The sequence below is a fragment of the Nesterenkonia sandarakina genome (assembly GCF_003003175.1).
GTDB classification, from domain to species: domain Bacteria; phylum Actinomycetota; class Actinomycetes; order Actinomycetales; family Micrococcaceae; genus Nesterenkonia; species Nesterenkonia sandarakina_A.
Map to the genome: position 1 here is coordinate 18,953 of NZ_PVTY01000008.1, position 12,791 is coordinate 31,743.

Annotated in this window: 13 protein-coding genes; 3 read left to right on the forward strand and 10 right to left on the reverse strand. The window is 69.7% G+C overall.

The window, feature by feature from the left end; translation table 11 throughout:
- Positions 1-13: 13 nt before the first annotated feature.
- From dapA to BCL67_RS07695, 5 genes are all read right to left on the reverse strand, one after another.
- Entirely contained in the window at positions 14-976 is a 963-nt protein-coding gene (gene dapA / locus BCL67_RS07675) for a 4-hydroxy-tetrahydrodipicolinate synthase (protein ID WP_106122866.1), read from the reverse strand.
- Positions 977-1,063: 87 nt separating this feature from the next.
- Positions 1,064-2,011, reverse strand: a complete 948-nt coding sequence (locus tag BCL67_RS07680; protein WP_106122867.1) for an anti-sigma factor — start codon at positions 2,009-2,011, stop codon at positions 1,064-1,066.
- The gene (locus BCL67_RS07685; RefSeq protein WP_258174879.1) at positions 2,004-2,651 is read right to left on the reverse strand and encodes an RNA polymerase sigma factor; all 648 of its coding nucleotides are present in this window, start codon (positions 2,649-2,651) and stop codon (positions 2,004-2,006) included. The genes BCL67_RS07680 and BCL67_RS07685 overlap by 8 nt, the downstream gene beginning before the upstream one ends.
- Entirely contained in the window at positions 2,596-3,315 is a 720-nt protein-coding gene (locus BCL67_RS07690) for a sortase domain-containing protein (protein ID WP_106122868.1), read from the reverse strand. The genes BCL67_RS07685 and BCL67_RS07690 overlap by 56 nt, the downstream gene beginning before the upstream one ends.
- Before the next feature lies 1 nt (position 3,316).
- Positions 3,317-4,138 carry a DUF4397 domain-containing protein gene (locus BCL67_RS07695; protein WP_106122869.1) on the reverse strand — a complete coding sequence of 274 codons (822 nt, stop codon included), beginning with the start codon at positions 4,136-4,138 and terminating at the stop codon, positions 3,317-3,319.
- Between the two features lie 219 nt (positions 4,139-4,357).
- Here BCL67_RS07695 and BCL67_RS07700 point away from each other — a divergent pair, with 219 nt between their 5' ends.
- Positions 4,358-5,572, forward strand: coding sequence for a heparan-alpha-glucosaminide N-acetyltransferase domain-containing protein (locus tag BCL67_RS07700; protein ID WP_106122870.1), 1,215 nt, complete (start codon positions 4,358-4,360; stop codon positions 5,570-5,572).
- A gap of 72 nt (positions 5,573-5,644) precedes the next feature.
- Here the strand turns inward: BCL67_RS07700 and galK are convergent, their stop codons facing one another.
- From galK to BCL67_RS07720, 4 genes are read right to left on the reverse strand one after another with little or no spacing between them, the layout of a single operon-like run.
- The gene (gene galK / locus BCL67_RS07705) at positions 5,645-6,826 is read right to left on the reverse strand and encodes a galactokinase (RefSeq protein WP_106122871.1); all 1,182 of its coding nucleotides are present in this window, start codon (positions 6,824-6,826) and stop codon (positions 5,645-5,647) included.
- The gene (gene galE / locus BCL67_RS07710; RefSeq protein ID WP_106122872.1) at positions 6,823-7,800 is read right to left on the reverse strand and encodes a UDP-glucose 4-epimerase GalE; all 978 of its coding nucleotides are present in this window, start codon (positions 7,798-7,800) and stop codon (positions 6,823-6,825) included. The genes galK and galE overlap by 4 nt, the downstream gene beginning before the upstream one ends.
- Complete coding sequence (gene galT, locus BCL67_RS07715) at positions 7,797-9,029, reverse strand: galactose-1-phosphate uridylyltransferase (protein WP_106122873.1); 1,233 nt, start codon at positions 9,027-9,029, stop codon at positions 7,797-7,799. Before galT ends, galE begins: the two co-directional genes overlap by 4 nt.
- Positions 9,026-9,859, reverse strand: a complete 834-nt coding sequence (locus tag BCL67_RS07720) for a DeoR/GlpR family DNA-binding transcription regulator (protein ID WP_106122874.1) — start codon at positions 9,857-9,859, stop codon at positions 9,026-9,028. Before BCL67_RS07720 ends, galT begins: the two co-directional genes overlap by 4 nt.
- Positions 9,860-9,961: 102 nt before the next feature.
- On the opposite strand from BCL67_RS07720, the gene dapB reads away from it, so the two are divergent.
- Together dapB and BCL67_RS07730 are read left to right on the forward strand one after the other, a co-directional pair.
- A complete protein-coding gene (gene dapB, locus BCL67_RS07725) occupies positions 9,962-10,723 on the forward strand; it encodes a 4-hydroxy-tetrahydrodipicolinate reductase (protein ID WP_106122875.1) in 762 nt (253 codons plus the stop codon).
- Positions 10,724-10,728: 5 nt separating this feature from the next.
- Entirely contained in the window at positions 10,729-11,181 is a 453-nt protein-coding gene (locus BCL67_RS07730; RefSeq protein WP_106122876.1) for a hypothetical protein, read from the forward strand.
- Between the two features lie 66 nt (positions 11,182-11,247).
- On the opposite strand, the gene BCL67_RS07735 is transcribed toward BCL67_RS07730, so the two are convergent.
- Positions 11,248-12,774: a tripartite tricarboxylate transporter permease gene (locus BCL67_RS07735; protein ID WP_219886451.1), complete on the reverse strand. Its 1,527-nt coding sequence runs from the start codon at positions 12,772-12,774 to the stop codon at positions 11,248-11,250.
- Positions 12,775-12,791 lie beyond the last annotated feature (17 nt).

Below are 12,791 nucleotides of genomic sequence, written 5' to 3' on the forward strand. Positions count from 1 at the left end.
GCGGACGCCTCGCTCAGAGCTGCCAGCCTGCCTCGCGCAGGTCGGCGATGATCAGCTGTTTCTCGAGTTCGTTGGCCTGGACCAGGGGCAGGCGGACGCCGGGATGCATGCCGGTGCCGAGCCAGTTGAGCACCTGCTTGCAGGAGACCGCGCCCTGGACGCGGGTCATCATGGCGCGGATGACGGGGCCGAGCTCGCCGTGGGCGATGCGGGCCTCGCGCAGCTCGTAGTTGAGCACCGCGTCGATCATCCGGCGGAAGGTCGGGGATGCCACGTGGGCGGTGACCGAGACGACGCCGGCGGCGCCCATGGCCATCCAGGCGAGCACGTTCTGGTCATCACCGGAGTAGACCTCGAGGTCGGTCTTGGTGAGCACCTCGGTGGTGGCGGTGATGTCGTTCTTCGCATCCTTGAGCGACATGATGTGCGGGTGCTCGGCAAGCTTCAGGATCGTCTCGGTGGCGATCGGGATGCCGGTGCGGCCGGGGATGTCGTAGACCATCAGCGGCAGGTCCGCGGCATTGGCCACCGCGGTGAAGTGCGCGAACACGCCGTCCTGGCTGGGCTTGTTGTAATACGGGGTGACCACCAGCTGACCGTCGGCTCCGGCCCGCTCGGCGCGCTTGGCCATGAGCAGGTCGTGGTCGGTGTGGTTGGTGGCGGTGCCGGCGATGACCTTGGCCCGGTCCCCGACGGCGGACTTGGCGGCGCGGACCAGAGATTCCTTCTCGTGGTCCTCCAGCGTGGAGGTCTCACCGGTGGTGCCCGAGACCACCAGGGAGTCGTTGCCCTCCTCGACGAGACGCACGGCGAGTGCCTCGAAGGCGTCGAAGTCGATCTTGTCATCCGGGGTGAACGGGGTCACCATCGCCGTGATCAGATGCCCGAAGTACGGGTCGGTCTGATCCGGGTGCTGGACCTGCCCCTCCGTGAGGTGCGGATCGAATTCGTGTGTGGGCTCGTTGTCGCTTGCCATGGGCAACAGCCTACCGCCTGGGCCCCTCCGCCGGGCCAGCGACGGGCGGGAACCCGAGCCGGACCTGGCCGGGACCCCGCGGCAGGGTCAGCTCTCGAGGTCCTGCATCGGACCCGCGGCCAGGGTGGTGCCGCTGTGGCTGGGGTCGCCGTCGAAGTGTTCGTGCGAGACGTCGACCACCGGGTACTGGCTCAGGTCGATGCCCGCAGGGACGGTCAAGGTGGTGGACCCGGCGGTGGCGGCGCCGAGCGAGATCAGCTGGGTGCCGTCTTCGTCCCGCAGCCACACCTCGAAGTAGCCGGCCTCCGGATCCGGGGCGGCCGAGATCTCGATGGTCAGCTCCAGATCGCCCGCCTCGGTCTCGATCATCTCGGCGCGGCCGGTGAAGTCCTCGGCCGCCACCGGTTCCAGGGTGGCGTCGCCGAGCACCGTGGGCTCCGCGACCGGAGGCTCGGCCTGGGTTGCGTCCTCCTGGCCCAGCAGGGCCGCAACCGCAGCGCCGCCCAGCACCGCGCCGGCGGCGGCCGCCGCGAGCGGGATCCAGAGCCGACTGCGCGAACGTTGCTGGCCATGGGTGCTCCCCCGTCGCGAGTCGCTGCGGCGGTCCCGGCGGCGGTCCCGGCGGCGGTCCTGAGGGTTCAGCGATGTGACCGTTGCCTCGCCGCGGCGACGCTCGGATGTCTGATCTCGGGTCTGATCGGGGGCCTGGTCGGGGGACGCGGCGATCTCGGCGGCGATCCGGTCCCAGAGCTCCGCGGGTGGCTCGAGGATCTCGGCAGGATCTCGCAGGGCCTGAAGGGCGCGCTCGGTGGCTTCGAAGGCCGCGCGGCAGGGGGCGCAGAGCGCGAGGTGCTCACGCTGGGCGGTTCCCAGTGGATCAGTGGCGATCTCGGGGTGGGCAGGATCGGCGTCGGCAGGATCGGCGTCGGCACCACCCGGCGCGGAGAGTCGAGGGTCCGCGAGGATGGCGAGGTGCTCGTCTGTCAGGTGCCCATTGGCGGCGAAGCCGTCGCGTGGTGAAGGCTGTTCAGTCACTGTGCACCTCCAGACTCTGTCTCATGCGTGCCAAGCCCCGGTGGACATGGGATTTCACGGTGCCGAGCGGCATCTCCAGGCGTTCCGCGATGGTGCGGAGCGGAAGGTCCTCGGTGTAGGCCAGGCGAATTATCTCATCCTGCGGTGGTCCCAGCTGATTCAGGCTCTGTTGGACCACCACCCGGTCGACCACGGCGTCGGTGGGCTGCGGCGAACCGTTGCGCGCGGCAGCGTCGGCGCCGGCTTCGGCGGCCTGGTGGTCTCGTTCGCGTCGGGCGAAGACGTCCGCGATCACCCGGCGGGTGATCCCGGTGAGCCAGGCGCCGGTGGGCTGGGTGACGTCATAGGTGTCCCGCGAGCGCCAGGCACGCGTGAACACCTGCTGGGTGGCGTCTTCGGCATCCTGCCGATGCCGAAGCGCGGCCATGCACAGGGAGAACACGAATGCCGAATGCTGCCGGTAGAGGTCCTGCATCGCTGCGGGCTCCCCGGCCGCGAAGCGCATCGCAAGGTGCTGCTGATCCAGAGCGTCTCCTCGGTCGGGGGGCAGGGTCAGGGTCGGCGAGACCAGGGGCGTCGCCTGCTCAGTCGAGGGGCTCGGCGACCACGATGACGTTGTCCGCATAGCTGCCGCGTTCATCGATCCACTGACCCCCGCAGGTGATCAGCACGAGACGGTGCTGACCGGTCCGCTCGAAATACGGAGCGAAGTCCAGACCGTCCTTGCCGAGCTGTTCCACCTGTGTGACTTCATAGTGGTGGGCAGCACCGGCTTCGTCAAGGACGGTCACCTCCTCGCCGGGGCGGGAGTCTTTCAAGGCGTAAAGGGGACCGACCGGGGTCTCCACAGACCCGGCATGGGCCGAGATGACCGTGGTGCCGACCTCATCGGCCGGCGCCTTGCCGTATTCATACCAGGCAGCCTGCGCGGCGTCGTCGGGGATGTCCATCTGACCATCACTGGCGACGCCGCGCGGCTCGACCGGGATATCCGCATCGATCTCCGGATAGAGCACCTGGACCGGCTCAGGGGTGGGCTCCCGTTGCCCCTGATCGGCGGACTGCACCGGCACGGACCCCGGGCTCAGCGCGGAGGGGGCGGCCTCCGGAGATCCAGGGGCCTCCGGCGAAGGGGATGACGCCGAAGGCTCCTGGGGTTCTCCGGAGGCCGAGACCGTCGCCGCCGGACCCTCGGAGCTCTCCACAGATCCCATGGCGCACCCTGTTGCGGCCAGAGAAGCGGTGAGCACGAGGGCCAGGCCGAGGGAGTGACCCGCCGGCCGGCGACGACGGTGGTTGTTCATCTCAGGCGCGGCTCTTGGCGCGAGCGCCCATGGCCACGGCGCCGACCCCCATCAGGGCCAGCACGCCGATGCCGGCGACCCAGCCGGCGGTGGACTGGCCAGCCGCGACTTCGAAGTTGCCGGTGGGCACACCGTCCGGCGCCGAGTGGTGCGCGTCGACGGTCTGGGTGGCCAGGGCCAGGTTGCCGTCCTCCGCGGAGCCCCAGGCGTAGACGATCGTGTTGACGCCCTCGGCGACGTCGACGTCGGCCGGGCCGAGGACCGGATCAGACTCACCGGTCAGCGACACTGCGGCCTCCAGCGTGCCGGCGGGCAGATCCAAGGATGCCTCATCCGGGTTGGCCAGCGCCTCGACGGCGACCTCGCCGTTGGCCCAGATGTCGACCTCGGGCGCGGCGGCGACGTGGCGCACGGTCAGGCGACCCTCACCGGCTGCCAGCTCCGAGGTGTCGTTCACGAACGGGGTCACGGTCGGGTTTCCGTCAGCGTCCAGGTGAGCGGCTGCGGTGTAGTTGCCGCCAGCCTCGAGGGAGACATCGACCGGACCGAGCACCGGATCTGAATCATCTGCGGCGTCGGCGGCGGTGATGGCCACCGAGTAGTCACCGCCTGGCAGCTCGAGCGGACCGGCCAGGTCACCCGGGTTGAAGTCATCGAGAGTCAGCTCGCCGTTGACGTAGACGTCCACGGGGAGATCCGGCACGGCATGCAGCACGGAGAGGTGGGCCGAGGCATCGTGCTCGTCGGCGTAGGCGGGGGCCGCAGAGGCGGCGATGGCCATACCGACCAGAGCGGTGGTGGCGAGTGGAAGTGACTTGCGCATGGCGATGTCCTTTCAGGGTGCCTGAAGGCAGTGATGGTGATCACTTTTTGTGCTCACAACAGAACTACCGTCGGAGCGTCAAAAAGGTTGCACCGGGTGCGGAACTTTTTTCTCGCGAGCCCGTGTCAGGACTCCTCGACGCCCGCTGCGGGAGTCTGAGGCGCTCCCACGAGGAGTCTTCGCCTCGGCGGGCACCGCGGAGGCAGTAACGTACGTGCTGTGAACACAGCCGGCACCACCTCCGTCCGTACCCGGCGCATCTCCGGAGTCGACGCTGCTCGCGGCCTCGCACTTCTGGGCATGATGACCGTCCACGTGCTGCCCACGATCTCTGAGTCGGGTCAGGACGCCAGCTGGGCCGGACTGCTGTTCACCGGCCGGCCCTCGGCATTGTTCGCGATGCTGGCCGGCGTGGGACTCTCGCTGCTCAGCGGTGGTGCCGGTCGGGGCCATTCCGGCGCGCAGCTCGCTGGTGACCGCAAGGCGATCGCGATGCGCGCGGTGATCGTGGTGCTGATCGGTCTCGTCATCGCCTCCTTAAACTCCGGGGTGGCGATCATCCTGGTGCACTACGGGCTGCTCTTCCTGCTGGCGCTGCCCTTCCTGAGTCTGGGCGCGGTGCCGCTGTTCGCGCTGGCCGGCGCGTGGGTCGCCGCGACGCCCGTGGCGTACTGGTGGCTGCACAATGATCTGCGCAGCTCCTGGGAGGGTTTCCCTGACATGTGGCGGCTGTGGCACTCCCCCGGTGTCGCGGACCTCTTCACCCCATCCTTGCTCGGCATGGATCTCGCGCTGACCGGGTATTACCCGTTGCTGCTCTGGCCGGCGTACCTCTTCACCGGGATGGCCATCGGTCGGCTGCAGCTGCAGCGCACGGCCACGGCATTGAAGCTGGCCGGCGTCGGACTCGGACTGGCAGCGGTGAGCTACGGGGTGCACCTGTGGATGCTCTGGCAGTCCCCGCTGGTGCCTGAGCTGGCCGCCCGCTACGGCTGGTCCAACGCCGAGATGCGTGCCGAGCTGATGGTCGGGACCTTCCAGGTCCCGCTGGTCACCGAGGACCTCTGGTTCCTGCTGGCGACGCCGCATCAGGGCTCGACGATGGATCTGATCCACACGATCGGCACGTCGATGCTGGTGCTGGGACTGTGCCTGCTGATCGCGGAGAAGCTGCGCTGGGTGCTGGCTCCGCTGATCGGGGCGGGCGCGATGCCGCTGACCCTCTACGTGGCCCACCTGGTGGTGCTCCACTTCTGGCGCGGCACCCCGGTGCCGGACTTCCTGACCTTCCTCACCGAGTATTCGCCGATGCAGATGACGCTGATCCTGATCGTCGGCGCGCTCGGTGCGGGGCTGCTGCGCTTCGTGCTGCGCCGCCGCGGACCGTTGGAGGCGTTCACCCACGCCGCCGGCAACGCCGCCGCCGGCCGCTGATCACCTAACCGCTGACCCGCCGGTCGCTGATCCGGTCGCTGACCCCCGCCCGCTGACCCCTCGGCAGCCCGCTCAGGCGAGGCGGCGGGCGCCGGCGGAAGGATGCGCCAGGAACCCGGTGGGCTCGGTGAATCCGTGCCGGCGGGCGTTGTCCTGGACCGCGGCGAGCAGTCCGTCGAAGGAGTCGGCGTGGATCAGCGCGATCACGCAGCCGCCGAACCCGCCGCCGACCTGGCGCGCGCCCAGCGCGGGCTGCACCTCGACCGAGGGCGGAGCCGAGAGCAGGGTCTCCACCAGCGTGTCGGTCTCCGGCACGGTGATCTCGAAGTCGTCGCGCTGCGAGGCGTGGGAGGCGGTGAGGATCTCACCGAGCTGGGCGTAGGCGCCGGTGCGCAGGGCCTCTCGCGCGGCGAGCACCCGCGCGTTCTCGGTGAGCACGTGCCGGACCCGTCGCAGGGTGACCTCGTCGCTGAGCCGCGCGGGCAGGTCCTCGGGCGTGACGCCGTCGTCGTTGAGCTCGCGCAGGCTCGCCACCCGCAGCATCCGGGCACCGGCCTCACACTGGGCGCGGCGGGCGGCGTACTCGCCGTCGACCAGCCGGTGCTCGGCGAGGGAGTCGATGACCAGCAGCGCGAGGCCGTCCTCGACCAGGGTGAAGGGGACCTGTTCGGTGCTCATGCTTCGGGTGTCCAGCAGCAGCGCGTGCTCGGCCTCGGCGGCGACCGAGGCCATCTGGTCCATGATCCCGCAGGGCATCCCCACGAAGTCGTTCTCCGCGTGCTGGGCCAGCCGGGCCAGCTCCGCGGCGGGCAGCACGACGCCGGCCAGCTCGGTGGCGGCGAGCCCCACCGAGCACTCCAGGGCCGCCGAGGAGGAGAGTCCCGCACCGATGGGCACCGTGGAGTCGATGAGCAGATCGAATCCGGGGAGCATGTGCCCGGCCTGCTCCAGGGACCAGAGCATCCCGGCGGCATAGGCCGCCCAGCCCTCGACGACGCCGGGAGCCAGTCCGTCCAGGCTGAACTCCGCGGTCTCGCTGTTGAGCAGCGAGCGCACGTGGACCATCCGGTCCTCACGGGCCGCGGCGGCCACCTGGCTGACCTGGGGCAGGGCGAAGGGCAGCACGAAGCCACCGTTGTAGTCGGTGTGTTCCCCGATCAGGTTGACCCGGCCGGGCGCGGCCCAGATCCCGGTGCAGGGACGGCCGTACCCGGCCTGGAACTTCTCGGCCAGCGCGAGGTGCTCGGCGCTCATGCGGTGACTCCGGAGTTCGGGGTCTTGACCTCGTGGCCCAGCGCGGACCAGGCGTCGGCGACCATCTCGTGCACCTGACGGGTCGGGGCCCAGCCGAGCCGCTCCAGCGCGCGGGCTCCGGAGGCGACCAGCACCGCCGGGTCTCCCGCGCGGCGCGGTTCCTCCACGGCGGGCACTGCGGCTCCGGTGACCGCGCGGACGGCCTCGATGACCTGCCGCACCGAGGTGCCGGTGCCGGTGCCCAGGTTGTAGATCTCGTGGGTCGAGGGCTCGGCGGCGGCGAGGGCGCGCAGGTGCGCCTCGGCCAGGTCGAGCACGTGGATGTAGTCGCGCACCGCCGTGCCGTCCTCGGTGGGGTAGTCCGTGCCGAAGATGCTGGCGGACTCCTTCTCCCCCGCGGCGACCTTGAGCAGGTTCGGGATCAGGTGGGTCTCTGGGTCGTGCCGTTCGCGCAGCGTCCCGGATGCGCCGGCCACGTTGAAGTAGCGCAGGCTGATCGCGGCCAGCCCGTGGGCGTGCGCCTCGGCGGTGAGCATGTGATCGATGGCCAGCTTCGACGCCCCGTAGGGGTTGGTCGGCATGGTCGGGTCCGATTCGGCGATGCTGGACCCGGCGGGTTCGCCGTAGACCGCGGCGGTGGAGGAGAACACCAGCCTGCGGACCCCGGCGGAGCGCATCGCGTCGAGCAGGGCGAGGGTGGCGACGATGTTGCCGTGCCAGTAGCGCTCCGGGTGGCTCACCGACTCCCCCACGAGGGAGCGGGCGGCGAGGTGGATGACGCCGTCGAAGCTGGAGTCGAGGATCTCACCGACCTTCAGCAGCTCGGTCTGGTGCCAGCGCGCGCCCTCCAGGAGCGAGTCGGCATGGCCGGTGCTCAGGTTGTCCAGGACCTCCACGGTGTGACCCTCGGCGAGCAGCCGCTGCACCACCACTGATCCGATATACCCGGCACCGCCGGTGACCAGCAGCTTCATGGTGTCTCCTCTGAGTCGGTGGGTGTTGCTGTAGGTGTTGTGCTCGTCGATTGTGCCGTGTCTGATTCTGCCGCCTGCGGCCCGATCGCCACCAGTCGCCGTGCCGTCTCCTCCGGAGCGATGTCGTTGATGAACACGCCCATCCCGGATTCGGAGCCGGCCAGGTATTTCAGCTTGTTCTCCGCCCGGCGGATCGAGAACAGCTGCAGGTGCAGTCGCATCAGCCCGGGCTCCGCAGAGGCCGGCGCCTGCTGCCAGCCGGAGATGTAAGGCAGCGGCGCGTCGAAGAGCAGGTCGCCGCGGCGCAGCAGGTCCAGGTAGAGCGCGGAGAAGTCATCGCGTTCGGCGTCGGTGAGCTCAGGCAGCCGCTCCACCGCGCGGTGGGGGTAGATGTGCAGCTCCACCGGCCAGCGCGCCCAGGCGGGGATGAAGGCGGTCCAGTGCTCGGTGCGCGCGACGATCCGGCGTCCGTCGGCCACCTCGCTGGCCAGGATGTCGCTGAACACATCGGCGTCGCGGCGGGCGCGGTAGTCCGCGGCGGAGTCCAGCAGGGTGCGGGTGCGCGGGGTGATGAACGGGTAGCCGTAGATCTGCCCGTGCGGGTGGTTCAGGGTCACCCCGATCTCCTCACCGCGGTTCTCGAAGCAGTACACCTGTTCGACGCCGGGCTCGGCGAGCATCGCGGCCGTGCGGTCCGCCCAGGCGTCCACCACGGTGCGCATCCGCCGGAGGCTGACCGCTCCGAGCTGGGAGGTGTGCTGATCGGTGAAGCAGACCACCTCGCACCGGCCGGAGCCGGGCTGGCGCAGCCCGGCGGACTCCTGCGCCGCCGTCGTCGTGCTGAGCAGGTCTCCCGGGATCGGGACGTCGCCGCGGAAGGAGGGGAACCGGTTCTCGAAGACGACGACGTCATACTGGCCCTGCGGAACCTCGGTGGCGCGCTCGGGCGTGGAGGGGCACAGCGGACACTGGTCGGTGGAGGGCAGGTGGGTGCGGTTCTGCCGGGCGGCCGCGATGGCGACCCACTCGCGCAGCAGCGGGTCGTAGCGCATCTCGTTGCCGCCCACCGGTCGGGAGATCTCGCGTCGGTCCTGGACGGTGCGCCGGCGAGGCTCGTCGTCGAAGAAGATGATCTCGCGGCCGTCGGCGAGCTGGGCGCGGGTGCGCTGCGCGGCCGGCAGGCCCGGCTCCGGCGCGGATCGGGGGGAATCGCTGGCGGGCGTGGTCATCGGGGACTCCTGGTCTCGGTGGGTTCGGCGAGGACCAGTGAGTCCAGCCGTTCGCGCAGGGCGGCAGCGGCGGCGGCGTCGATCCCGGTGTCGGTGATCAGTGCGTGGATCTGCGCCAGCTCGGCGAAGGTGCCCAGGGCGGTGGTGTTCCATTTGCTGTGATCGGCCAGCACGACGGCGCGCGGCGCGGTGTCCAGCCAGCTCCGGTTGGTCTCGGCCTCCTGGAGGTTCGGGGTGGTCAACCCGGCGTCCAGGGCGAATCCGTGGGCTCCGAGGAACACCAGGTCCAGATGCAGCGAGCGCAGCGCCTGGTTCGCGATGGGTCCGACCAGCGCGTCGGAGGGCGTGCGCACTCCCCCGGTGAGGATCACGGTCCGTGGCGCGGCGTCGTGCCCGGCCGGCGCCGGCTCGGCGGAGCGATGGAAGATCTCAGCGATCCGCGGGGAGTTGGTGACCACAGTGAGCTCGGGGATCTCCAGCAGCCGGTGGGCCAGCGTCCAGGTGGTGGTGCCGGCGGAGAGCCCGACGGACATCCCCGGCTGCACCAGCGCCGCGGCCTCGGCGGCGATGGCCTGCTTCTCGGCGCGGCGCTGTGCGGACTTGGCCTGGAAGCCCGGCTCCTCGGTGCGTCGAGGGTGGGAGCCGGTCCTGGTCGGGGTGACCGCTCCCCCGTGGACCTTGTCGATGAGCCCCTGGGCGGCGAGGTTGTCGAGGTCCCTGCGGATGGTCATGTCCGAGACCTCGAAGTGTCCGGCGAGCTCGTTGACGCTCACGGCCCCGGCGGTGTCGAGCATCGAGACGATCCCGGCGCGACGCTGTGCTGCCAGCATGGGATCCCCTCTCCGCTCATGGTCGTGTCGATCACATTCAAACATAGTTCAACACTTTCCAACACCTCTCGGGCGGATCCGGGTGGGCGATAGGCTGGGGGGATGAGCACAGCACAGATTCGAGTCGCCGTCCTCGGCGCAGGCGGCCGCATGGGCACCGAGGCAGTGAAAGCCGTCCAGGACGCACCCGACATGGAGCTCGTCGCCGCACAGGGCCGGCACGACCAGCTCAGCGAGATCCTCTCCGCCGGCGCCACCCACGTGGTGGATCTGACCGTTCCGGAGTCCACCGAGGCCAACGTCCGCTTCGCCGTGGAGAACGGCCTCCACGCCGTGGTCGGCACCACCGGCTGGGACACCGCCAGGCTGCACGCGCTTGAGCAGCTGCTCGCCGAGCACAGCTCCGCCGGCGTGCTGATCGCCCCGAACTTCGCCCTGGGCTCGGTGCTTGCCACCGCCTTCGCCGCGAAGGCCGCGCAGTACTTCGAGTCAGCCGAGATCATCGAGCTGCACCACCCGAAGAAGGTCGACGCCCCCTCTGGAACCGCGGTGCGCACCGCAGAGCTGATGGGCCAGGCGCGCGATGCGGCCGGCGTCGACCCCTCCCCCGATGCCACCGAGACTGCTCTGGACGGCGCCCGCGGGGCTGAGGTGGCCGGGATCCACGTGCACTCGGTCCGGCTGCGCGGACTCGTCGCCCACCAGGAGGTCCTGCTGGGCTCCCCCGGGGAGCAGCTGACCATCCGGCATGACTCCTTCGACCGCGCCTCCTTCATGCCCGGCGTGCTGCTGGGCCTGCGCACCGTCGGTTCACGGCCCGGACTGACCCACGGACTCGACGGCTACCTGGACCTGGGACTGTAGCCCGCGTGAAGACTAAATTCTGGACCGGACTGGTCATCGTCCTGCTCGCCATCATGCTCGTCGGCGCCGGGGCCTCCGCCTGGCGCTTCCTGCGCGTGGATGACATCTATGCCCAGCTGATCGGGGTCGGCGCGATGGCCATCGTGATCCTCGGTGCCTGGGTGCTGGGCCGTGAGCTGCTCTTCGGCATCGGCACCGAGAAGCTGGGCCGTCAGCTCGAGACCGAGGGCGGCCTGCCCGAGGACACCGTGGAACGCTCCGCCGGGGGCCGGGCGAACCGCGCCCAGGCCGATGAGCAGTTCAAGATCTACGCCGCGGAGGCCGAGGCCGCACCCGAGGACTGGCGCTCCTGGTTCCGGCTCTCCATCGCGTATGACATCGCCGGGGACCGCACCCGCGCCCGGAAGAACATGCGCAAGGCGATCACCATGGAGAAGGCCGCCCGCTCGAAGAAGTAGTCACGGCAGACTCCCTGGGCCGGCTCCCGTCACGGAACCGGCCCAGGTCTCTGAGGTCGTGGTGGTCTAGACAGCTACCGACTCCCTGGGCGCGCTGGCGGTCTTCCGCGCCCGGTGAGCCTTGTAGAGGCTGAACCCGATCGAGCCGACCGCGAGGATCAGGAAGGTCAGCGAGATCGGTCGGGTGACGAAGGTGCTCAGCGTGTCGCTCAGCTGCAGCGCGCGCAGCAGCTCCTCCTCCAGGGTGGCGCCGAGGATCAGCCCCAGGATCATCGGACCCAGCGGCACACTCAGCTTCACGAGCAGGAACCCGATGATGCCGAAGGCGACGACGACCCAGATGTCGAAGATCCGATTGTTCATCGCGAAGGAGCCGACCGCGGTCAGCACCAGGATGCACGGCACCAGGATCGCCTTCGGGACCAGTGTGACGCGAGCCAGGAACGGCAGCAGCAGGGTCTGGACGACCAGCACGCACAGCGCCGCGACCACGATCGAGAGGTAGATCGAGTTCACCAGCACCGGTTGACGCTCGAAGAGCCCCGGGCCGGGTGCGATCCCGTGCAGGATCAGCGCACCCATCATCACGGCCTGCGCCACGTCTCCGGGGATGCCCAGGGTGATGGTGGGGATGAACGCACCGCCGGCCACGGCGTTGTTCGAAGTCTCGGAGGCGACGATCCCACCCGGGTGGCCCTTGCCGTAGTTCTCCGGGTCACGCTTCTCGGCCTTCTTGGCCCGGTCGTAGCTGATGAAGTCCGCCGATTCGGCGCCGGCGGCCGGGAGGGTGCCGATGAACGTGCCCACCATGGAGGACCGCAGGACGTTGCGCTTCTCGTGCCACATGTCGCGCATCACCTGGCGATAGGGGACGCGGATTTTCGGCGCCCCGGTGCCGCCGCTGGGCCGGGTGTCCAGCCGGGACTCTTCCACGTTGACCAGCAGCTGGGAGACCGCGAAGAGCCCGATCAACACCGGAATCGCGCTGAGTCCCCCAGAGAGCTGGGGATTGTCGAAGTTGAACCGCATCTGACCCGCCGGGGCGACCCCGATCGTGCTGATCAAGAGCCCCAGACAGGCGGCGATCAGTCCCTTCACCAGGTGTTTGCCGCTGAGTCCGGCCACGAGGGTCAGTGCGAAGAGCACCAGCGAGAAGATCTCCCAGGGACCGAAGTTCAGGGTGAAGCGCCCGATGATCGGTCCCACCAAAAACAGCACGGCGGCCCCGATCAGCGTGCCGATCACCGAGGAGGCGATGCCGATCCCCAGCGCCCGGGCGGGCTCCCCGGCCTTGGCCATGGGGTATCCGTCATAGATGGTCACCACCGAGGACGGGGTCCCGGGGATGCCGAGCAGGATTCCAGCGATCAGCCCTCCGGAGAGTCCACCGATATAGATGCCGATCATCAGGGCGAGGCCCTGGACCGGTCCCATGGCGAAGGTGAACGGGAACGCGAGCACCAGCGCCATGGTGAAGGTGAAGCCGGGGATGGCCCCGGCGATGATGCCGACGAAGACGCCGATCAGGATCGTGAGCAGAGTCAGTGGCGCGGCGACCTCGCCGGCGGCCGCGACCAGACCTAGTTCCATCATGTGAGTGAGTCCTGTTC